We start from the raw sequence: 22868 nt of genomic DNA, 5'->3' as shown, positions 1-22868 counted from the left end.
CCTAGCCTTTATTCAAGCGGCGATGTGACCTAACGGTTGTATCGCCGTTTTTGTTTTTACGCGCAGTTTCAGTTGTTTTTAAGACCCTGGGCAATCGCTTTCTTGCCGATTGGTATTAGAAAGTGAACAGGGTATAATGCGCCCATTCTCAAAAGCTGCATATCACATTACCGATTTACTAAAGCGTTAATTCGGTCAATTTGCGGCTTATGCTTTTAGCTTTCATGACCTTTAGGATCTGATAAATGTTACCCGTTGTTGCTTTGGTCGGCCGCCCCAATGTTGGCAAGTCGACCTTGTTTAATCGTCTTACCAATACCCGAGATGCACTTGTTGCGGACTACCCGGGCCTAACGCGTGACCGCAAATACGGCCAGGCGAAATTTGATAGACGCCAATTTATTGTAGTAGACACTGGCGGGATCACGGGTGACGAAGAGGGCATTGATGCGGAAATGGCACAACAGTCTTTGCTTGCTATCGAAGAAGCTGATGTCGTTATGTTCCTTGTTGATGCGCGCGCAGGCTTGTTACCTGCTGACCAAGGTATTGCAGATCACCTACGCCGTATCAATAAAAAGGTGTTTGTGGTTGCCAATAAAGTGGACGGTATTGATGGCGACAGTGAAAGCGCCGAGTTTTATTCACTAGGTTTGGGTGAAATTAAGCAAATCGCCGCTGCTCATGGGCGTGGTGTTAGCCAATTATTGCAGGATGCCCTCGCGCCATTGGAATCTGATTTTCCTGATATGGAAGTGGTAGAAGAAACACCACAAGAAGATGAAGACGCTGAAACGCAACGTCAACGACTGCAAGAATTGCCAATAAAGCTTGCGATCGTGGGTAAGCCTAATGTAGGTAAGTCTACACTCACTAATAGAATCTTAGGTGAGGAACGCGTTGTGGTTTACGACATGCCAGGTACCACCCGTGACAGCGTATATATTCCTATGGAACGCGACGAGCGCGAATATATCTTGATTGATACCGCAGGCGTTAGAAAGCGTAAGAAAATCAGTGAAGCCGTTGAGAAGTTCTCAATCGTTAAAACACTACAAGCGATTGAAGAAGCGAATGTGGTCCTTCTTGTGATTGATGCAAGGGAAGGAATTACCGATCAGGATTTGAGTCTACTTGGCTTTGTCCTAAACTCAGGTCGCTCTTTGGTGGTAGCGGTTAATAAGTGGGACGGGCTTAGCACTGACATTAAAGATGAAATAAAACGCGAAATGGATAGACGCTTGGGCTTTATCGACTTTGCCCGAATTCACTTTATCTCAGCACTTCACGGTTCTGGCGTGGGTAATTTATTTGAGTCTGTCCAAGAAGCATACCTAAGTGCAACTAAGCGTATTAACACAGCCTTACTTACGCAAATAATGGAAATGGCTCAAGATGATCACCAACCTCCGTTAGTGAGAGGTCGTCGCGTTAAAATGAAGTATGCCCATGCGGGCGGTTATAACCCTCCGGTTATCGTTATTCACGGAAACCAAGTGGACGACTTGCCAAGCTCTTACAAACGCTTTCTGATGAATTACTTCAGAAAAGCATTAGAGATAATGGGGACACCCATAAAAATTGAGTTTAGAGAAGGCAACAATCCGTTTGAGGGTAAGAAAAACAACCTAACGCTTGCTCAGCAACGCAAGCGTCGCAGAATGATGTCGTATTATAAAGAGAAAAAATAACCATTTTTTGAATAAATTTGCGTTGTGTCGCAAATGGTGAACAAAAAGACATTTTTTAAAGCCGCGCAAGCGGCTTTTTTGTATCCCCAATTTAAGTGTTTGAAACTTCTGCTATAAAATTTTTCGAAATAGAAGGTCGTACGTTGTTAATTGGCAACACTTCAGTTGCTCCTTATTTACAATTAAGTGTAAGTATTACCCAAAAGTATAATATGCAGAAAATGCGATTAATTATTTTTAACCTTTGTATCGCACTGGTGACGGGCGTTTGCGTTAGGTGCAGTTGATGGTGTCTTTCTTGCAGTTTGAGGTGACGTCTTTTACAGACGGTGAAGTATTAGGACACAACACTAAAAACGATTAGGAAAGAAATTATGAAGAAGCAAGCTTTAGCTGCAGCCATCTTAGCATGCACCGCCATGTCATCAAATGCCGCAATTATCACGTAAGAAGTTTCATTCGGGCAACAGGGCAGCCCGTTTGATGTTGCTGATGTGTCACCGCTTTCACAAAGTTTATTTTTGGATGCATTTGACCAGACTTTGGGAGTGCTAAACGCCGTTAATATTATGGTGTTTGGGCAGATAGATAGTGAAGGAACATCAGTAAATGGTAGCGCAGAACCTGGCAGAACAGATGTTGATATTTTCCTTGCCTCTGATTGGCAGGTGTCAAGTGCAGCCGCAGATACATTTACTTTTGCATCAGCAAATTCTGTAAATCCTTTTGTGTCAGCGCAAAGTTCTGCTCCTGGTACATTTACAATGCTTCCTAATGATCCGTCTGCGTCTTTCATGTTTGATGTTTCATCAGGTGAACGTAACGGCATGTTGTCAAATGTGGATATATCTGCTTTCTTGCAAGGTTCACAAGTTGAATTCTTATTTACCACAGACGCAAGAACTAATATCTTCAATCAAGTTCAAGGTGGAACAGGAAGCTTTGCAAATGACTTCTCGACTGGTTCGTGGGGGAAAGTTGCGGTTGAATTTGATTATACGCCTAATGCTGTCAGCGTATCTGAGCCCGCAGCGTTCAGTCTATTTGGCGCTGGCCTAGTATTGCTTCTTTCTAATAGAAGAAAACAGCGCAAGCAATAAATACTGCTGTATCAGAAATTAGGGTACGGACTAGCCATTAGCAGTACTAGTCTGGCTCTGGTTCAACACCAATACTTAAATTCCGCATTCTGTAATGCTCACCACTTGTAGGCTATCTCTGCTAGTCGGTAGCGTTTTGCGGCACCACACTTTAAGGTACTAGAATGTCAGTAAGAAGGCTTCACCAATCAACTACGCCGCTTAAGAAAAATCAGGTTTATAATTGGTTTGATAGATATAAGCCGCAAAGCGAAACTAAAATCTACACCATTAGAAATGACGTCAAGCCTAAAGAAAGCTTTGTTCAACGGTTTGTGAGACGTACAGTTGATGAGTACTAGTTGATTTGCTTTGATAACATCTCGCGAATATTCTTCATTAAGGGCGACTCTTTTGGCACCTGGACGTGTGTTATCAGCTCATTGACGAGTGGGTCTGAAAAATGTGTGGGAAAAGTAGTCGCGACCTTAACAAATTTGTCTTCTTTGCGAAAAACGTAGGTCGATGCATAAATTGGATCTGCCGTCTCAGATTCAGCCTTTAGCCCCAAACGCCATCCTTGAATGGTCGGATTAACCGAATAAGGTGACGCAGGATCCGATAAACTCAAGGTTAGCTGTTGCGCAGATGCCACCGAGTTTGCTTTCTCGTAATCTTGATCTAGCTGGTTGTTTAGTAATAAATTCACTTCTTTATCTAGAGAATCTAAAATTGGATAAACCGTTACGTCGACTAAGGCATCTTCGTAAGATGGATGCGTGTATCGAGTGATTGCTCCACTAAACGGGTCTGCATAAAGCTGGGTATCAAGTTTGGTGAAATCTCCGACTCTTTCTGGAACAGTAAGGCTGCTTTCGTAGTTGCTTGCATCTAAAGCTGAGTAAAGGTATCGCGTCGAAAATATATCGCGAACCTTTATGTGTTCAACCCACTGCATAACTAATTCGCTAGCAAGCTGGTCTTTTGAAGAAGCGCGTTGTGCAGTGTTAAACATTGCACTGTCAATTTCGATTCCGCGCCACTGCAGTGTAAACTCAACAAATTGCGAGCTTAAGTCAATCTCGCTGTGGCCCACATTCGCTATAAGTAGTTCGTAATCACTTCCTTCAGCAAACGGTGTTAATGCACTGAAAACCCGAGTGGTTTGAATTGCATTAATCAACGTTGTGGGCGCAATTGCATCTTCGCTACATGACGCTGTTAGCGTAGATTGTGAGCACAACGATTCAAGCGCTTCACTAGGGTATGTTGAAAACACGGACACTGAATTATTTATCTGCTGACTGTTCGCCTGATGTCCGAACAATGTACCAACCAACAACAGCAGTACGGCATTAAATGCTTGTTTAGTGAGAGGTTTAACCTTCTGTCTGTTTTCTGCTGCACTCATTACGTGATAATCACGTGATGAGCTCGAGTCAGTGGTGTATGGTGCCATGTTGTCGCAGCATTCCTATTGCTGGTGAATACCTGTTACTGTACTGGTTATTTCGCCGTCAGTCACTCGTGTTTTTATCTCATCGCCAATATTTACAGTTGCTACTTTGTTAACCGTATCTTTATCTGACAATGTAATTGAGTAGCCTCTTGCTAGCGTAGAGAGGGGGCTTACCGACTGTAAGAGTGACACTTTGCCTCCAAGTTCACTCTTTTTCGCTTTAATAAATGCCTGCATCGCGCTTTTAAGACGGCTCTGCTCGCTCGATAATTTGTTTTGTGCTGAGGCAAGCTTTGATGCAGGTGATTGCTGAGTTAGTCTGGAGACTAAAGAATGCAACTGTCTGTCACATTGAGAAAAGTCACGTTGAATCTGATGTTGTAGTCGCAATTGTAACCTATCTAGGGTCTGCCACTGATGTTGTATTTTACTTTGTGGATGAAGGGCATTTAGTCGTTGATTCTGTAACTTCAATCTTTGTATATTTGTTTCAATGACGTGATGAATAGCGCGACCTATACGCTGTTGATGTTGTGCAATTAATGCATACAGCGCTTTGGCATCTTGGCTTAAAATCTCGGCGGCTGCGGATGGGGTAGGGGCTCTTACATCTGCCACAAAATCAGATATGGTAAAGTCCACCTCATGCCCTACAGCACTTACCACAGGAAGCTCACTAAGGGCTATTTCGCGAGCCAGTCGTTCATCATTGAAACACCACAAATCTTCAAGTGAGCCACCACCACGTGTGAGTAAGATTACATCGACTTCATTGCGCTGGTTTGCAGTTTGAAGTGCATCAATAAGCTGTGTCGGTGCAGTATCACCTTGGACCATTGAGGGATAGACAATGACTTCCGTATGCGGGCTTCTACGTTTTAAAACGCTTAGTACATCGTGAAGCGCAGCGCCGCTAGACGACGTAATGACACCAATTCGATGTATTTTTTCTGGAAGCGGGCGCTTGCGAGCAGTATCAAACAAGCCTTCATTATTTAACTTAAATTTTAGTGCTTCAAAGGCTTGTTTCAGTGCCCCTTCGCCATCGCTTTCCATATGTTCAACAACAAGCTGATAGTCGCCACGTGCCTCATAAAGCCCAACGGATGCGCGCACCAGTATCTTGTCACCCTCTTTCGGACGAATACGCACATTACGATTTGCGCCTTTAAACATTGCTGCGCGAACTTGTGCTTTATTATCTTTAAGCGTGAAGTACCAATGCCCCGACGCTGCGGCAACAAAATTGGAGATTTCTGCCGATAGCCAGATAAGGCCAATTTCACCTTCTAGTACGGTTCTGGCTAAGCGATTTAGCTTGGTAACTGTTAAAATTTGTCGAGAGGTAGATGGCGAATTTGTAAACATAAAAAAAATCACTGGGTTTAATACATTTAGAGTTTACCTGAAAACTAAAAAACACTACAATTGCGCCGCAATTAACCCTCAACTGAATAGGTGTTGTTGCATGCTACGTATCATCCAAGAAGCCCTGACGTTCGACGATGTGTTGCTGGTTCCCGGCCACTCGACCGTCCTCCCTCACACAGCCAACTTACAAACACGCCTTACGCGTGGCGTAACGTTAAATATTCCAATGGTGTCTGCAGCCATGGACACGGTTTCTGAAGCCCGCCTAGCTATCGCGCTAGCGCAAGAGGGTGGTATTGGTTTCATTCATAAAAACATGAAGCCAGAAGAGCAAGCTAAGCACGTACGTGAAGTGAAGAAGTACGAAAGTGGTGTGGTCTCTGATCCTGTAACTGTGTCACAGGACGCGACTATTGGCGAAGTGATTGCACTTTCAAAGCGCCTTGGTTACTCAGGTTTCCCGGTAACTGATGAAGATAATAACCTTATCGGTATTGTGACAGGTCGTGATCTACGTTTTGAAAAACGTCTTGAATTGCCAATTAGCAACGTGATGACCGGTAAGGATGATCTGGTTACTGTTAAAGAAGGCGCAAGTTCAGACCAAGTACTAGACCTTATGCATGAGCATCGTATCGAAAAAATCCTCGTGGTTGACGATGCGTTCAAACTAACAGGTCTTATTACGGTTAAAGACTTCCAAAAAGCGGAAAACAAGCCAAACGCATGTAAAGACTCACTAGGTCGTCTTCGCGTTGGTGCAGCAGTGAGTGTTGGCCCAGGTACTGACGAGCGTATCGCGCTATTAGTAGATGCTGGTGTTGATGTGTTGCTTATCGATACATCACATGGTCACTCACAAGGTGTTATCGACCGCGTTAAGAAAGTACGCGCTGACTTCCCAGATGTGCAAATTATTGCAGGTAACGTAGCAACAGGCGACGGTGCAAAAGCATTGGCTGACGCTGGTGTTGATGCGGTTAAAGTGGGTATTGGCCCTGGCTCAATTTGTACTACGCGTATTGTTACAGGATGCGGTGTTCCCCAAATCACTGCGGTTTCAGATGCTGTTGAAGCGCTAAAAGGTACCGATATTCCTGTTATTGCTGACGGTGGTATTCGTTTCTCAGGTGACATCGCTAAAGCCCTAGCCGCAGGCGCGAGCTGTGTGATGGTGGGCAGCATGTTAGCCGGTACAGAAGAAGCGCCTGGTGAAGTAGAACTTTACCAAGGTCGTTACTACAAGTCTTATCGCGGTATGGGCTCACTTGGTGCAATGAATCAAAGCCACGGTTCATCAGATCGTTATTTCCAAGAATCTAATAATGCAGAAAAGCTCGTGCCTGAAGGTATTGAAGGCCGCGTTGCATACAAAGGCCCAATTGCGAACATTATTCACCAACAAATGGGTGGCTTGCGTTCAGCAATGGGGTTAACGGGGTGTGCAACGATTGAAGAGCTCAACACCAAAGCACAGTTCGTCCGTGTAACATCAGCCGGTATGGGCGAGAGCCACGTGCACGATGTAAGCATTACCAAAGAAGCGCCGAACTACCGTTTAGGTTAAGGCGAGTTACCGCTCAGCGTGGTCATAGTGTTTAACACGACCACGCTGTAAACCCATCCATGGGAACTTGGCCCGGCATCCATGCCTCGGACAGGTTGTTTACAAACACTTTGCCCACGCTATATCGCGACACGTTGCTTAGTGGTTGGAAAGAGAAAAAGGCTTTTTATGAGTTTAAACATACACGCTCAACGCATACTTATTTTGGATTTTGGCTCGCAATACACGCAGTTGATAGCACGTCGTGTTCGCGAAATTGGTGTTTACTGTGAGCTTTGGGCTTGGGATGTGACCGAAGAGCAAATCCGCGAATTTAATCCGCAAGGTATTATTTTGTCAGGTGGCCCAGAGTCAGTGACTGAAGCAGGCTCTCCGCGTGCGCCGCAATACGTTTTTGAAGCGGGCGTACCCGTACTAGGTGTGTGCTATGGCATGCAAACCATGGCTGAGCAATTAGGCGGCGCAGTGCAGGGTTCTGACAAGCGCGAGTTTGGTTATGCGCAAGTTGAAGTTATCAAGCCAAGCCCGCTGTTGGACAAAATTGAAGACGCCATTAGTGACAATGGCTCGGCATTACTTGATGTGTGGATGAGCCATGGCGATAAAGTCGCGTCTATTCCAGCTGGGTTTGAAACTGTTGCACAAACGCCGTCGTGTCCACATGCGGCAATGTATAACGAAGAAAAACAGTTCTACGGCGTACAATTCCACCCTGAAGTAACACATACACGCCAGGGTATGCGTTTACTTACCCATTTCATTATGGATATCTGTAAGTGTGAGAAGCTTTGGACCGCTGGTGCCATTATTGACGATGCCATTGAGCGCATTAAAGAAAAAGTGGGTGACGAAGAAGTTATTCTTGGTCTTTCTGGTGGCGTTGATTCATCAGTCACGGCTATGCTTCTGCACCGTGCAATCGGCAAAAATCTAACGTGTGTTTTTGTAGACAACGGCCTATTGCGTTTAAATGAAGCTGACCAAGTAATGGAAATGTTCGGCGATCATTTCGGACTTAACATCATTCGCGTTGATGCTGAGGACAGATTTCTTGAGCGTCTTAAAGGCATTGAAGACCCTGAACTAAAGCGTAAAGCTATTGGTAATGAGTTCGTCAGAGTATTCGACGAAGAAGCAGGCAAGCGTGAGAACGCGAAATGGCTAGCACAAGGCACGATTTACCCTGACGTGATTGAGTCTGCTGGCTCTGCAACGGGCAAAGCGCATGTCATTAAGTCGCATCACAACGTGGGCGGCCTTCCAGAAGATATGGAACTAGGTCTTGTTGAGCCGCTGCGCGAACTCTTTAAAGACGAAGTACGCAAGATTGGTCTCGAGCTAGGTTTACCGTATGACATGCTCTACCGCCATCCGTTCCCTGGGCCAGGTCTTGGTGTTCGCGTGTTAGGTGAGATTAAGAAAGAGTATTGCGACTTACTTCGCCGTGCAGATGCTATCTTCATTGAAGAGCTATATGCAGCTGATTTATACCAAAACGTAAGCCAAGCGTTTACCGTATTCCTACCGGTGCGCTCAGTAGGCGTAATGGGTGATGCGCGTAAATATGATTGGGTAGTGAGTCTGCGAGCTGTTGAAACCATCGACTTTATGACAGCGCACTGGGCACACTTGCCGTATGATTTCTTGGGCAAAGTGTCGAACCGTATCATCAATGAAGTCGACGGCATTAGTCGCGTGGTTTACGATATTTCTGGTAAGCCGCCTGCTACTATCGAATGGGAATAATTCCATAAAGAGTGTTAACAACTCGTCTTTGTCGAAAAATTAACTTGTAGGCCAGCTTCGTCAGTTGGCCTTTTTTCTTTAAGATTTTTTAAACGAGTTAGCGATAAACAAGATTAATCTAAATTCGCGACTTGTTTGCTGCTGTGTAACAGTATTGTCATAAAAATAACATTTAATAGCGGCATCAATTTTCGACACCTCCCAAAAGGTTATATTGTGTTCAATTACACTAGCATTAGCCGTTTAGTAATGACGCCCGTTCTCGCCAGTTTATGTTTACTTGTTTTGCTCAATGGCGCCTCCATCTTAAAATCTTTTTCGGTACTCAGTTCGTTTGATGAACTAGAAAACACCTTGGTGCAATCTGAACGCGATGTAAATAGTGTACTAAGTACATTCAAAACACAGGTACAAGAATGGAAAAATGTATTACTTCGTGGCCATAAACAAGAGGATAGAGAAAAGTACTGGAACCGCTTCAAGCAACGTGAGACTGAAATTACCCAGCAGTTCGAGTTGATGCTTAACAATGATGTTATTAGCGATAAAGCGAAATCAGAAATACGTCAATTTCAAAAAGCGCATGCAGTGATGGCGGCAAAATATCGAGAAGGTTATGAGGCCTTTGTGGCATCTGGCTTTGACCCGAAAGTGGGAGATAGTTATGTACGTGGTATTGACCGTGAGCCAGCTAAGTTACTCTCTAGTATCGCTGATGATATTGCAAGTGAGTCCGCCAATGCAATTTCAACGCTAAAAGCGACAACGCGCAGCATGCTGTGGATGATCTTGCTAGCCGCAATAGTATTATCTATCGCATCGGTAGCTTATGTTATTTCCAGATTGCGTTCGCAGGTTATTAAGCCCACCAAACAAGTGGCGGCATGTATTGCCAACTTGGCCAATAGCCAATATGACTATGCGTTAAATTACACCAGTCAACACGAATTAGGTGTACTAGCAGACTCTGCAAGGGCACTACAAAGCAAACTCAATGAGTCTGTCGTTCAGCTTCAAGAGGCTGAGCGAGAGATGGAGCGCGCGTTTGGTACGCTTAATCATGTAGGGCAATCAATAATGGAAGGCGCTAACGAGCAGCGTGACGCTTCTCGCTCTCTTGATAATAGCACTGATAAGCTTAGAGAGATTGTGCAAAATCTGGTGGCTATTACTGATCAGGTTGCAGTGGCGACAAATAACTCAGAACAAAATGTCGCCAGTTGCTATACGACATTTGAAAAGGCAAACCTTGGGTTTAAACAGCTTGCTAAAACGGTAACCGAGTCGAGTAATATCGTGTCAGAGTTACAAAGCCGCAGTACTAATATTTTGAAAGTGGTTAATGTAATCAACGAAATCGCTGATCAAACTAATTTGTTAGCGTTAAACGCTGCAATTGAAGCTGCACGGGCAGGTGAGCACGGTAGAGGTTTCGCTGTTGTTGCTGACGAAGTTCGCGCTCTGGCAGCAAAAACGCAACAATCCACCAAAGAAATTAATGACATTTTAAGCAGCTTTGAGTCAGAAGCAAAAGGTGCCGTTGCTGCTATGGCATCAGGTAAGCAACTGTCTGATACCAACGCCGCAGAAGCCGCTACAGCGTTAGAAACACTTAATAATGTGGTTCGCGATATTCAAGAAACGGCCAGTGTCGTTGTGGCCCTCAATGAAGCTGCGGATGAACAAGAAGCCGTATTACACCAAGTAGAGGCGATTATTAGTAAGGTGGTAACGTCATCTGAACGTTATCATCAGCTTGCGCAAAAAGATGATATGTCACGTTCGATGAAAAGCATGTCGCATAACGTGGAAAAGGTCGTCAACAGTTTGACCCGATAAGTTAGCTTTGTCAGTATTACAAAAGGAGCTTCGCGCTCCTTTTTTTGCAATAAAGGTACTGTGTTTTAATGACCCCGTTAGTTTTTCATCCGATTTACAGTCAACTTGACTTGCCCGAGCGACATCGCTTTCCAATAGAAAAGTATGTAGGCATACGTGACGAGCTAGTCAAAAGAGGCATTGAGTCAAGTCGCTTTGTTGCGCCAACCCCCATAGACAATGAAACCCTTGTTACCTATTTTTCAGAGCACTATGTTCGTACTTTGACAACCGGAGAGTTAGATAGACAAGCAATGCGTCGAATCGGCTTTCCCTGGTCGGAGCAACTCATCGAGCGCACGCGTACTGCTGTTGCAGGTACTCGTTTAACCGCGCAATTGGCCCTTGAGACAGGTAAGGCGCTAAATCTAACCGGTGGCTACCATCACGCTTTTTCAGACTTCGGCTCAGGCTTTTGCCTATTTAACGATTTATATATTGCAGCCAAAACAATGCAACAGTCTACCGAAATTGAAAACGTACTTATTGTTGATCTGGATGTTCATCAAGGTGATGGTACCGCCAAGTTGGCCGAAAATGACCCCGACATATTTACCCTGTCGATTCATGGTGAAAAGAACTTCCCTTATCGTAAACAGCAATCGGATTTAGATATTGGTTTAGCAAAGGGCACAGGCGATGATGAATACCTGTCGACGTTGGAAGAAGCACTTACACTCGCACTAAGACAATTCCAACCTGACGCCATTATTTATGATGCTGGAGTAGACGTACACATTAATGACGACTTAGGTCATCTTAATATTACGACGGAGGGTGTTTATCAGCGAGATAAGCAAGTATTTGAACTAGCGCATAGACTCGGCGTGCCTATTGCGGCAGTTATTGGTGGGGGATACCAGCGCGACATTGCCGCACTGGTTGATGTGCATATTCAGCTCTATCGCGCGGCTGGTGTAATTACGTAAACGGCGAGACAACTTACAAGAAATGCAGTTGAAAACCGATACCAATACGTTCTTGTGAACGGTTGTAATCGATAAGTGAGTCGCCGTAACCATTAAAGTACTGCAATAGCACTTCGTATCTATCCGAAATAGGATAAGTAAGATCTAGCTGTATGCTACCTCTATTTGAGTCCAAATCTAAGTTATTGCGAAGCAGCGCTAGCATCTTGAACGCGCCAACCTTGCGGCCATAACCTAATTCCACACGACCGTAGTAATCTAGAATATCTGGGTTGTCATCGCCAGAAGGGTCAGAAGGGCTCTCTTTTTCATCTTCAGGAATGCGATACCAGGTTTTTAGGTAATAAATGTCATCGTCATCGCTAAATACTATGGAGGCAAATATTCGATTCCAGCTTCTAGAGCGAAAGCCGCTTTGCCCATTAGACATGTGGTTAAAACCAACTTGAAAGGTATTAAATTTGTAGCCTAATACAGAATAATCGGCGGTTTCTTGCCAAAAAATTTCAGGTTCGTAGTTAGTTTCTCTAAACGGTTTAGACACTTCACTATTATATAACTGCCAGAATGAAGTAAGCGTAAAACCGAAATAGACACCATCAAAGCCACTTTCTTCAAGATACAGAGGCAGCTTCGCACTTACTTGAAATTTTGCTTCGTTATTATCAACGTTCCGTTCATTAAGATCTTCATTGCCTATTGTGTTAGGTGATGATGCATAAGTGTAGGGAAGAAAATAATTTTGCCGATGTTGGGTTATTGCAAACACATTATCGAGCGCTTCCTTATCACCTTCTAATCGCTCATCAAGGGCACTTTGAGTGGTCGTGTCGCGTTTGATAATATCAATAACTTCAATTCCACTTTTTTCTTCATTCTGTTTAGACTGCGCTTCTTTGGGTGTAGAAGGAAGCTTATCTTCTTTGTAGTCGGTAGGGTGGGTTTGCGAATACACAGGGGAACACACGGTAGCAATCACTGCTACCAATAAAGGCTTTAACACTGACACCTTTTAATCTCCATAATAAGGGTTTTGAGTTGTGCTTAACTGAAGTCCAGTGTTTGGCCTTCCGAAGATGCAAATACATGTAAAGTAGACTCTGCAATAGTGACATATTCATTACAGTGGGTCACCACATCATCTATATCGTCATCAGTGCGTTCTGGATCATGACTATAAAGCGCTAATTTTTTTGCATTACATGCCATTGCCAGTTTTACCGCTTCTTCGGCAACAGAATGGCCCCATCCGGTTTTTGCTGGCATATCAGACAACATGTATTGTGCATCATGAATGAGAAGGTCAGCATCGAGCGCAAACATAACAAACTCTAAAAAATCTGTTTCTTTTTTGTAGGGCGGATAGAGTTCATTGTCTGTGATATAGGCAACTTTGAGCCCGTCTGCTTCAATACAATACGCACTGCCTTTGCCCGGATGATTCATGCGTAAGCGCTTGACGACAGCACTACCAATAGCGAACTTATCTTGCCCTTCAGGTAATTGTTCGATGGTGATGTTGGCCTTTAGCGCTTCAGGTGGGACTGGAAACAGCGAGCCTTCCATTTGACGAATAATCTGGTCAGGCTCATTGAGCATGGTTTGTCCGGGGTAGATGTTAATTTCACGATTTTCTTGGTAGATAGGTGTAAAAAACGGAAATCCCTGAATGTGATCCCAGTGATTGTGGCTTAATAGCAGGTGTATGGGTGTTTGCTTTTTAACGAGCTGCTCGCCTAACTTGCGAATACCCGTTCCAGAGTCAAGAACGATATCAGTACCGTCCTCAAGCTCTATATGGACGCATGCAGTGTTGCCACCATAGCGAATAAAATCGGCTCCCGGTGTGGGAATTGACCCTCTTACGCCATAAAAAGTTAACCGCATACGCCCCTCGTTCTTACTTATTGGGCAAGTTTAGATGTTAGAGTGCGGCGACAAACTCTCTCGCTGCGCTTAAATCTAATAACTGCTTCTCACCCGTACGTCTATTCTTATACTCAACTTGTTGATTATCTAGGTTTCTTTCACCAATAACAATACTGTGAGGAATACCGATAAGCTCCATGTCATTGAACATAACACCAGGACGTTCTTTTCTGTCGTCAAATAGAACTTCAACGCCAAGCTCAACAAGCTCTTCGTAGAGCTTTTCCGCTGCTTCCTTGATGCGGTGAGATTTGTGCATATTCATAGGTATAAGTGCAATTTTAAACGGTGCAATAGGATCTGGCCACTTAATGCCAAATTTATCGTGGTTCTGTTCAATGGCTGCCGCAACAATACGTGAAACGCCAATGCCATAGCAGCCCATGGTCAAGGTTTGATGCTTGCCAGTTTCTGTCAATACGCCACAGTTCATTGCTTCAGAGTACTTACTACCTAACTGGAATATGTGACCAACCTCAATACCGCGTTTGATATTAAGCGTGCCTTTGCCATCAGGAGAAGCATCGCCTGCAACCACGTTGCGAATATCAACGCCAGTGACGTCTTCAGACCAGTTAGCATTCATATTCACTTTGCCGCCGGCGCCTGCACCAGTGGTGAAGTCTGCAAGGGCTGCTGCACTGGCATCAATGAATGCTGGTACAGGTAAGTTAGTTGCATCTGCAAACAATGGTGAAACGCCAAGCACTTCTTTTGCTTGCTCAAACGACGCTTCAACAAGTGGACTAGCAACGTTGTCCAATTTCTCTGCTTTGACATCGTTAAGTTCGTGGTCCGCGCGAAGCACAAGCGCTACCCATTTATCGGCAATGACTTCTTCGCCTTTGCTGTTTACATCACAGGTAGCCTTTACCAATACAACTTTAACGGCGTTTGTTGCGTCGGCTTCTACGCTTTTTAAAATGGCGTTAAAATCTTTGCCTTTAGCATCCTTGGTTTCAACTGCGGCACCTGAAGCAACTGCCTTTTCAGGGGCTACTGCCGCGGCCATTTCGACGTTAGCTGCATAATCACTATCACTTGAGAAAGCGATGTCGTCTTCACCTGACTCGGCAAGTACGTGGAACTCATGAGAATGGTTACCACCAATTGAACCTGAATCGGCAATAACTGCTCTAAAGTCTAGACCCATTCGCGAGAAAATATTGCAATATGCGTCATACATTTTCTGGTAAGTTTCTTCTAGACAGCTTTCCTCTAAGTGAAAGCTATAAGCGTCTTTCATCGTAAATTCACGACCGCGCATAATGCCAAAGCGAGGGCGAACTTCGTCGCGGAACTTAGTTTGTACCTGGTATAGGTTCAAAGGAAGCTGTTTGTAACTACTGATTTCATTACGTACAAGTGCGGTAATAACCTCTTCGTGTGTCGGACCAAGCACGAAGTCGCGCTGATGACGATCTTTAACGCGAAGTAGTTCAGGGCCATATTCGTCCCAGCGGCCAGACTCTTCCCAGAGATCAGCGGGCTGAACCACGGGCATAAGCACTTCAATGGCGCCTGCTTTGTTCATTTCTTCACGAACAATATTGGCTACTTTATTGAGAACGCGAAGACCAGAGGGTAGCCAGGTATATAGTCCTGATGCTAACTTTCTGATCATACCAGCGCGAAGCATAAGCTGGTGGCTGATAACTTCTGCATCTGCAGGGGTTTCTTTCTGCGTGGCAAGCAAATATTGACTAGTGCGCATGTAAAGCAGGTTTCCTGTAAAAATTATTTATCGTAGATCTGGCGTATTCTAATTAACTGTGAGCAATTTCGCCACAAACGCGTTAGCTTAAAGCGGATTTATCTGCGTCACTCTCACGCACCCACCTAAAACAATGAAGCTGAGGTCAACATTGTATAGTGCAACTTTATAGGTTTTAGGGTCATTATCGCATTGTTGTTTGTACGCTGGTCTAGGGTCTTGAGATAACACGCTCGTGGCGAGTGATTTAAAGTCACCGTGCTGTTTTTCCAGTTCCTCAAGTGTTGCTGATAAGACACTGTCAAACTGAACCGTTCTTTGCGGAATTGGATGATATGAGCTTAATTTATCGGTAGCGCCGCTAATCGCATCAGCATAGGGCAAGTAAGGTTTAATATCGATTATTGGTGTGCCATCTACAAGGTCGACACCCTCTACGGTAAGCGCATAGGAATCACCGTGTTTTACGATGCCTTTATTGAGTACTACCGACATGCCAACGCTGTTTGGTCTATGTGTGCTTCTAGTTGCCAATACGCCAGTACTTGCATTGCCACCTAAACGAGGCGCTTTAACTTTGCTCTTCCAGCCTCTGGCTTGAGTTTGGTGAAAGATAAAAAGTAACCATAGATGTGAAAAGCCGTCGATACCTTCAAGCATATTGATGTCGTCAAAGCCCGGTAAAAAGCTGATAGTCCCTTTTGCTTTTGCTAAACCCGGCTGGCGAGGGATGGCAAATTTCTGTTTGAAGGGAGTCGCAATGGTCGCAATCGGTGAGAAAGCGTAATTCTTTAGCGTCATCATGAACACCATCAAGGTTATCTAAAAATTTAGAAATCTAAAAATCTGAAAAAAAGGGGCGAAGTGTCACATAACTCTCATAAACATCGGGTAAGTTAACACTTCAAGTGAATACTTGAGCCACATTTAAGCACTAATCAGTTTTGACTGATAGCAATTGCAAAAGTGTGGTCCCTGGATCCAATCACATTTAGGCTCACGCTGTCGTGAGCCGCTTTTTTACTTTCGCGTTTTCATTTTTTCTAACTGAGCTTCAAAGTATGGGCAACCTAGTGAGTTTGCTTTTGCAATGTTGTGACTGAATATTTTTTCAGCATCATCTTCATTTTTCATGTAACGAGATATATCACTTTCTCTAATCAGATGAAGAAGCGGGTAGGGTGAGCGGTTTGTATAGTTCTCGCTATCGTTCTCGGTGTTGCCGTCAAATACGTAGTTTGGATGGAAACTCGCTAGCTGATAAGTACCGCTATAACCCCAATCCTGTAACATGCGTTCAGCAATCGCGAGTACGTCCAGATATTCGTCAAAATCAGCTAACGCCTCATGAGTTAATATCAGCAGCGTGGTTGCAGTATTGTCGTCATTGTCTAAATGATGAAGTTCATTAAACAAGCTTTCGAGAATGTCGCCAGTATCGCCAGCGAGTACTTCAAGGCGAATTTGATTAGGAGAGCGAACATATTTCGCAAAAGGACAAAAGTTATGCGCAATAACAATATCATCCACCCAATTTAGCGTAGCGTTGATGTAATGGGAATGCGATAAAGAAGAGGGCTGGTATTTGTTTGGCATTGGATGTGTACAATCTAAGGAAATTAAAGGCACCATATGCGATGGTGCCAATAGCTAATGAACTAAGAATGATACTTAACGTAGGCTTCTAGCGTATTTTCAATCAAACTTGCTACCGTCATTGGGCCCACACCACCTGGCACTGGGGTGATCCATCCGGCACGCTCTTTCGCTTTCTCAAAGTCTACATCACCCACTAACGACCCATCATTAAGGCGGTTAATGCCCACATCAATAACGATAGCGCCAGGTTTGACCCAATCGCCTGGGATAAAGTTAGGTTTACCTACCGCCACAACTAATAAGTCAGCACGCTGAACATGACTTTTCAGGTCTTGAGTAAATTTATGACACGTGGTTACCGTGCATCCAGCAAGAAGTAGCTCTAGACTCATAGGGCGACCTACGATATTTGAAGCACCTACGATTACTGCATCTAAGCCTTTTACTGGTCTTTTAGTCGACTCAATCATTGTCATGATGCCTTTGGGCGTACAAGGACGAAGGGCAGGTATGCGCTGCGCGAGGCGACCTATATTATACGGGTGGAATCCATCTACATCTTTATGTGGCTGAATGCGTTCTAACACTTTTTCAGCGTTCAATCCTGCAGGTAGCGGGAGCTGAACCAAAATGCCGTCAATTTCTTTGTCTTCGTTCAACTCGTCAACGAGGTTAAGTAGCGTTTCTTCGGTGGTATCTGCAGGAAGATCAAAAGAGCGAGAGACAAAACCTACTTCTTCACATGCTTTACGCTTATTAGCAACATAAACTTGAGACGCTGCATCACTTCCTACTAGGACAACAGCAAGACCAGGTTGTCTTTTTCCAGCTTGTGTCAGTGATTCAACATAGGATGTAACGTGTTGGCGAACTTGTTTGGCAATTAGTTTGCCGTCGATGAGGTGAGCGGTCATAGTGTTATTTATAAAGTATAGTGGTCAACAAGTGCCCTATATTGTTTCACAAAACGCTATTGCTAAACCAGCACTAAGCCTTCTCTTAATGAAAAAAGAGACTAAAGATGTGTACAAACGCAAATTATCGTCCACTTTTTTTCTTATCCAAACGCAGTTTTTCTTATTTGTGCTTAAGTGATGAAAACGTGTCACGCTAATTTTGCCGACAAAAAAGGGTGTAGCTAAGTAGTTTTTTGCTTGTTTATTGCTCTTTTTGTTCAAAAAAACGCGATAATGCGCGCTTTATGAGCGGTTGGAAAATTTATTTAAAAAAGTGTTTGACGAGGTGGGGTCATGTCAGTAATATTCGCACCCCGTAACGGCACAGAGACAAAACATCTCAGAAAGCAGTTACATCAGTCGGTGAGTGGCGCAGCTTGGTAGCGCACTTGTTTTGGGTACAAGGGGTCGCAGGTTCAAATCCTGTCTCACCGACCACTTTTTGCAGCGAAGATTCGCCGAGCGCCCGTAGCTCAGCTGGATAGAGCAACGGCCTTCTAAGCCGTGGGTCGCAGGTTCGAATCCTGCCGGGCGCGCCATGCGGGTCAGGTAGGTCCTGACAGGATGGCAGAATTTTCAAGTTTACATGTTTAACAATTCACATGTAAACTATGCAAGCACCTCTATGGTGGGCGTAGCTCAGTTGGTAGAGCCCCGGATTGTGATTCCGGTTGTCGTGGGTTCAAGTCCCATCGTCCACCCCACTTTTTGCGGAAGTGGTGGAATTGGTAGACACGCTGGATTTAGGTTCCAGTGCTTCACGGCGTGAGAGTTCAAGTCTCTCCTTCCGCACCATATTTTCAAGCTTTATCTAAAGCTTTTCAAAGATATCTCTGTCGGTGAGTGGCGCAGCTTGGTAGCGCACTTGTTTTGGGTACAAGGGGTCGCAGGTTCAAATCCTGTCTCACCGACCATTTATCTCTCTTTTCTTTAAAGCCTTTTAAATCTAAATGTCCATTTATCGCTGAATCGATACTTTTAGTGCTTGTTTGGTCGTATTCTGCACAAATGCGCGTTACAAACTTGTGTTTCCCTCTCGACTCTTGTGATCTGCGGCTGTATACTACCGCGTCTTTTTTTAACCAGTACGTTTGTTTCAGGTTGGCTTTTTGACATAAATATTGTCCTAACCATGATTGTATAAACGTCAGATAACGACCTCTTCCCCGCAAGTGATATGCAACATTGCATGACGGGAGAGGGGATTGAGAACAAAACGCCTGTAAAGGCGTATAGTTGAGGTAACATAATGCAAGTTTCAGTCGAGACGACCCAGGGTTTAGAACGCCGTCTTACTATCACCGTTCCAGCAGACGCGGTTGATTCAGCAGTTAAGTCACGCCTACAGCAGTTGGCAAAAACACAACGCATTAACGGCTTCCGCCCAGGCAAAGTTCCTGTAAGCGTAATCAAAAAGCGTTTCGGCCAAGCAGTTCGCCAAGAAGTTGCTGGTGACGTAATGCAACAAAACTTCTACCAAGCGGTTATTCAAGAAAAAATCCAACCAGCTGGTATGCCAAAGTTTGAACTGACTAAAGACGAAGACGGTCAGGATCTAGAATTTACTGCATCTTTCGAAGTTTACCCAGAAGTAGAAGTTAAAGGTGTTAGCGATATCGAAATCGAAAAGCCAGTAGTAGAAATTACTGACGAAGATCTTGATAACATGATGGAAACGCTTCAGAAGCAACACGCAACTTGGAAAGAAGTTAAGCGTAAAGCGAAAAAAGATGACAAAGTGATCATCGATTTCGTTGGTTCTATCGACGGTGAAGAATTCGAAGGCGGAAAAGCAGAAGATTTCGCACTTGAGTTAGGCAAAGGCCGCATGATCCCAGGTTTCGAGAAGCCACTTGTAGGTGCGAAAGCGGGCGAAGAAGTGACTATCGAAGTAACTTTCCCTGAAGACTACCACGCAGAAAATCTGAAAGGTAAAGATGCGGTTTTCCAAGCAACTGTTAAGAAAGTAGAAGGACAATCTCTACCTAAAGTTGACGAAGAATTTGCGAAGCTTTTCGGTGTTGAAGAAGGCGGTGTAGACGCACTTAAAGCAGAAGTTCGTAAGAACATGCAGCGCGAACTTGACCAAACGCTAAAAGCACAGGTTAAAGAAGACGTTATCGCTAAACTAGTAGACGCTAACGAAATCGATATTCCTCAAGCGCTAATCGACCAAGAAGTAAATGCGCTTCGCGAGCAAGCTAAGCAACGCTTCAGCCAACAAGGCGGTGGTCAGAACCTTCCTGAACTACCAGCTGAGTTGTTTACTGACAACGCTAAGCGTCGTGTTTCAATTGGTCTACTTCTTGGCGAAGTTATCAAGAATAACGAACTTAAAGCTGACGAAGCGAAAGTTAACCAGATGATCGAAACTGCAGCATCTGCGTATGAAGATCCACAAGAAGTTATTGATTACTACAACAATAACCAAGAGCTAATGCAGCAAATGCAAAACGTTGCACTTGAAGAGCAAGCGATTGAGTGGGTTCTTGAGCAAGCAAAAGTTACTGAAGTAACTAAAGCTTTTGACGAGGTTATGAACAAACAGGCGTAATTTTTTACTGTCTGATTGACAATACTTGTCAGCAACTGCTTAAATGCTCGGAGCCTTCCGAGCATTTTTGTTTTTAACGCTAGATAATCAAGGTAGCTATGACTAATACCCCGTTTGACCCTATGAATGCACTTGTTCCAATGGTTGTAGAGCAAACCTCAAAAGGTGAGCGCTCTTATGACATTTATTCGCGCCTATTGAAAGAAAACGTTATTTTCTTAGTGGGGCAAGTTGAAGACCACATGGCCAACCTAATCGTTGCTCAAATGCTGTTTCTTGAAGCTGAAAACCCAGAGAAGGACATTTTCCTTTATATCAATTCACCGGGTGGTTCAGTAACAGCGGGAATGGCAATATACGACACAATGAACTTCATAAAGCCAGATGTTAGCACCGTATGTATGGGGCAAGCGGCAAGTATGGGCGCATTCTTGTTGTCTGCTGGTGCCAAAGGTAAGCGCTATTGCCTACCTAATTCTCGTGTAATGATTCACCAACCATTGGGTGGGTTCCAAGGCCAAGCTTCAGATTTTGAAATTCATGCGAAAGAAATTCTGTCTATTAAAGAGAAGCTAAATCGCCTAATGGCCGACCATACTGGTCAAGACTACGAAAAAGTCGCTCGTGATACCGATCGTGATAACTTCTTAAGTGCAACTGAGGCGAAAGAATACGGCCTAGTTGACCAAGTTTTAGCAAATCGATCTGACGTAGCCGCAACTAAGTAGTATAGTTATAGAGAACCCGAGCCAGTGCATCGCACGTTATGGTTTTCGGCTCGGGCAAGGCAGAGGCAAAAGTAATGAGTGATAAGCAAAGCGGTGACGGTGATAATAAGCTACTGTACTGTTCGTTTTGTGGCAAAAGCCAACACGAAGTAAGAAAGTTAATAGCAGGCCCGTCGGTATTTATATGCGACGAGTGTGTTGAGTTATGTAACGATATCATTCGCGAAGAAATTAAGGAAATCGCGCCAAAGCAAAAGCAGGACGCTTTACCTAAACCTAGTGAAATACATGCGCATCTTGACGATTACGTAATTGGTCAAGAGCATGCTAAAAAAGTACTTTCAGTAGCGGTATACAACCACTACAAGCGCTTGCGCAACGGTGATGTTCATGACGGTGTTGAATTAGGTAAGAGTAACATTCTGCTAATTGGTCCTACAGGTAGCGGTAAAACGTTACTTGCTGAGACTTTGGCTCGATTACTTGATGTGCCGTTTACAATGGCAGATGCAACTACATTAACCGAAGCCGGTTACGTAGGTGAAGACGTTGAAAACATAATCCAAAAGCTGCTTCAGAAATGTGATTATGACGTTGAAAAAGCACAGCGTGGTATTGTGTACATCGATGAAATCGACAAAATTTCGCGTAAGTCTGACAACCCCTCGATTACTCGCGATGTGTCGGGCGAAGGTGTTCAGCAAGCGTTGCTTAAGTTAATCGAAGGTACTGTCGCATCTGTTCCACCACAGGGCGGACGTAAGCACCCGCAGCAAGAGTTCCTACAAGTAGATACTTCTAAGATCTTGTTTATCTGCGGCGGCGCATTTGCTGGCCTTGATAAAGTGATTGAGCAGCGTGCGCAAAAAGATACCGGTATCGGTTTTGGTGCTACGGTTAAGTCGAAAGACAACAGCAAGCAAATAAGCGAACTGTTTAAGCAGGTAGAGCCTGAAGACTTAGTGAAGTATGGATTAATTCCAGAATTCATCGGTCGTCTTCCTGTTGTAACCAGCCTTGAAGAATTAAACGAAGAAGCGTTAATTCAAATTCTACGCGAACCTAAGAATGCCATCACCAAGCAATACGGTGCGCTATTCTCTATGGAAGATGTAGAGTTAGAATTCCGTGATGATGCACTTAACGCTATCGCCAAAAAGGCAATGGAGCGTAAAACCGGTGCGCGTGGCCTTCGTTCAATCGTTGAAGCTGTTCTACTCGACACCATGTATGATCTTCCATCGATGGAAGATGTCAGCAAGGTCGTTATTGATGAAACCGTGATTCGCGGGGAATCGAAGCCGATTTTGATATATGATAGTAACGAAAAGAAAGCAGCCTCTGAGTAATCTAGAGAGCTAAAAAAGGCCCCGCTGGGGCCTTTTTTGTTTTTAAACCGCTACTGCGCTGGTTTATACCGCGTTGGTAAATTTTGTGAAATCCTCATTTACCATGCGTAAACTCCGGTTCCCCAAAATTTCCCGCCTTGTCTAAACCATGCTCGCTGACGCGGCCTAAAAACGACGATTGTTGTGTCTGGTTTACTTCAGCATTCAGATATTAGGTTACGCGGTTTTTCGTCAACTTCCGCCTTGCACCCACTTCGCTCACGACGCTGAACAAAAACACTGGATGATGTTTTCGGAGCACTTTTTTATACTTAGTCTG

17 protein-coding genes, 5 tRNA genes and 1 pseudogene are annotated in these 22868 nt (G+C 44.3%); 15 read left to right on the top strand and 8 right to left on the bottom strand.

The window, feature by feature from the left end; genetic code table 11:
- The first annotated feature begins 245 nt into the window (after nt 1-245).
- The 3 genes and pseudogenes from der to LHL20_RS08250 all read left to right on the top strand — a co-directional run bounded on the left by der (nt 246) and on the right by LHL20_RS08250 (nt 3132).
- Nucleotides 246-1691, top strand: a complete 1446-nt coding sequence (der, locus tag LHL20_RS08260; protein ID WP_226432958.1) for a ribosome biogenesis GTPase Der — start codon at nt 246-248, stop codon at nt 1689-1691.
- 479 nt (nt 1692-2170) lie between these two features.
- Nucleotides 2171-2791: pseudogene (locus tag LHL20_RS08255) on the top strand (choice-of-anchor E domain-containing protein); the annotation flags it as partial.
- A gap of 164 nt (nt 2792-2955) precedes the next feature.
- Entirely contained in the window at nt 2956-3132 is a 177-nt protein-coding gene (locus LHL20_RS08250) for an exodeoxyribonuclease VII large subunit (protein WP_226432956.1), read from the top strand.
- Here the strand turns inward: LHL20_RS08250 and LHL20_RS08245 are convergent.
- Both LHL20_RS08245 and xseA read right to left on the bottom strand, forming a co-directional pair.
- Complete coding sequence (locus tag LHL20_RS08245; RefSeq protein ID WP_226432955.1) at nt 3129-4229, bottom strand: hypothetical protein; 1101 nt, start codon at nt 4227-4229, stop codon at nt 3129-3131. The two genes, LHL20_RS08250 and LHL20_RS08245, sit on opposite strands and share 4 nt — an antisense overlap.
- Nucleotides 4230-4244: 15 nt before the next feature.
- Nucleotides 4245-5597, bottom strand: coding sequence for an exodeoxyribonuclease VII large subunit (xseA, locus tag LHL20_RS08240; RefSeq protein ID WP_226432954.1), 1353 nt, complete (start codon nt 5595-5597; stop codon nt 4245-4247).
- Nucleotides 5598-5697: 100 nt separating this feature from the next.
- On the opposite strand from xseA, the gene guaB reads away from it, so the two are divergent.
- The 4 genes from guaB to LHL20_RS08220 all read left to right on the top strand — a co-directional run bounded on the left by guaB (nt 5698) and on the right by LHL20_RS08220 (nt 11720).
- Nucleotides 5698-7167, top strand: a complete 1470-nt coding sequence (gene guaB / locus LHL20_RS08235; protein ID WP_159627035.1) for an IMP dehydrogenase — start codon at nt 5698-5700, stop codon at nt 7165-7167.
- 168 nt (nt 7168-7335) lie between these two features.
- Nucleotides 7336-8913, top strand: coding sequence for a glutamine-hydrolyzing GMP synthase (gene guaA / locus LHL20_RS08230; protein WP_226432953.1), 1578 nt, complete (start codon nt 7336-7338; stop codon nt 8911-8913).
- 216 nt (nt 8914-9129) lie between these two features.
- On the top strand, nt 9130-10752 hold the full coding sequence (locus LHL20_RS08225) for a methyl-accepting chemotaxis protein (RefSeq protein ID WP_226432952.1): 1623 nt from the start codon (nt 9130-9132) through the stop codon (nt 10750-10752).
- 68 nt (nt 10753-10820) lie between these two features.
- Nucleotides 10821-11720, top strand: a complete 900-nt coding sequence (locus tag LHL20_RS08220; protein WP_226432951.1) for a histone deacetylase family protein — start codon at nt 10821-10823, stop codon at nt 11718-11720.
- A 13-nt stretch (nt 11721-11733) separates the two neighbouring features.
- On the opposite strand, the gene LHL20_RS08215 is transcribed toward LHL20_RS08220, so the two are convergent.
- The 6 genes from LHL20_RS08215 to folD form a co-directional block, all read right to left on the bottom strand.
- Nucleotides 11734-12729: a phospholipase A gene (locus LHL20_RS08215; RefSeq protein WP_226432950.1), complete on the bottom strand. Its 996-nt coding sequence runs from the start codon at nt 12727-12729 to the stop codon at nt 11734-11736.
- 35 nt (nt 12730-12764) lie between these two features.
- On the bottom strand, nt 12765-13607 hold the full coding sequence (locus LHL20_RS08210) for an MBL fold metallo-hydrolase (RefSeq protein ID WP_226432949.1): 843 nt from the start codon (nt 13605-13607) through the stop codon (nt 12765-12767).
- A gap of 37 nt (nt 13608-13644) precedes the next feature.
- Nucleotides 13645-15363: a proline--tRNA ligase gene (locus LHL20_RS08205; RefSeq protein ID WP_226432948.1), complete on the bottom strand. Its 1719-nt coding sequence runs from the start codon at nt 15361-15363 to the stop codon at nt 13645-13647.
- A gap of 87 nt (nt 15364-15450) precedes the next feature.
- Nucleotides 15451-16167 (bottom strand): tRNA (N6-threonylcarbamoyladenosine(37)-N6)-methyltransferase TrmO, encoded by a 717-nt coding sequence (gene tsaA / locus LHL20_RS08200; RefSeq protein ID WP_226432947.1) that lies wholly within the window; start codon nt 16165-16167, stop codon nt 15451-15453.
- Between the two features lie 216 nt (nt 16168-16383).
- Nucleotides 16384-16959, bottom strand: a complete 576-nt coding sequence (locus tag LHL20_RS08195) for a DUF1415 domain-containing protein (RefSeq protein ID WP_226432946.1) — start codon at nt 16957-16959, stop codon at nt 16384-16386.
- Between the two features lie 62 nt (nt 16960-17021).
- Nucleotides 17022-17876: a bifunctional methylenetetrahydrofolate dehydrogenase/methenyltetrahydrofolate cyclohydrolase FolD gene (gene folD / locus LHL20_RS08190; protein WP_202266071.1), complete on the bottom strand. Its 855-nt coding sequence runs from the start codon at nt 17874-17876 to the stop codon at nt 17022-17024.
- Between the two features lie 403 nt (nt 17877-18279).
- On the opposite strand from folD, the gene LHL20_RS08185 reads away from it, so the two are divergent.
- The 8 genes from LHL20_RS08185 to clpX all read left to right on the top strand — a co-directional run bounded on the left by LHL20_RS08185 (nt 18280) and on the right by clpX (nt 22549).
- Nucleotides 18280-18356 (top strand) — tRNA-Pro (locus LHL20_RS08185).
- A gap of 24 nt (nt 18357-18380) precedes the next feature.
- A tRNA-Arg gene (locus LHL20_RS08180) sits at nt 18381-18457 on the top strand.
- Nucleotides 18458-18546: 89 nt separating this feature from the next.
- Nucleotides 18547-18622 (top strand) — tRNA-His (locus LHL20_RS08175).
- A gap of 6 nt (nt 18623-18628) precedes the next feature.
- A tRNA-Leu gene (locus LHL20_RS08170) sits at nt 18629-18713 on the top strand.
- A gap of 42 nt (nt 18714-18755) precedes the next feature.
- Nucleotides 18756-18832: transfer RNA gene (locus LHL20_RS08165), tRNA-Pro, on the top strand.
- Between the two features lie 335 nt (nt 18833-19167).
- Complete coding sequence (tig, locus tag LHL20_RS08160; protein ID WP_226432945.1) at nt 19168-20472, top strand: trigger factor; 1305 nt, start codon at nt 19168-19170, stop codon at nt 20470-20472.
- A gap of 98 nt (nt 20473-20570) precedes the next feature.
- Nucleotides 20571-21200 (top strand): ATP-dependent Clp endopeptidase proteolytic subunit ClpP, encoded by a 630-nt coding sequence (gene clpP / locus LHL20_RS08155; protein ID WP_159627017.1) that lies wholly within the window; start codon nt 20571-20573, stop codon nt 21198-21200.
- A gap of 74 nt (nt 21201-21274) precedes the next feature.
- A complete protein-coding gene (clpX, locus tag LHL20_RS08150; RefSeq protein WP_159627016.1) occupies nt 21275-22549 on the top strand; it encodes an ATP-dependent protease ATP-binding subunit ClpX in 1275 nt (424 codons plus the stop codon).
- Nucleotides 22550-22868 lie beyond the last annotated feature (319 nt).

This window comes from Alteromonas sp. McT4-15, from assembly GCF_020515205.1.
Classification (GTDB): domain Bacteria; phylum Pseudomonadota; class Gammaproteobacteria; order Enterobacterales; family Alteromonadaceae; genus Alteromonas.
The sequence above is the reverse complement of the archived record's forward strand: the minus strand, read 5'-3'. Positions and strand labels throughout refer to the sequence as shown.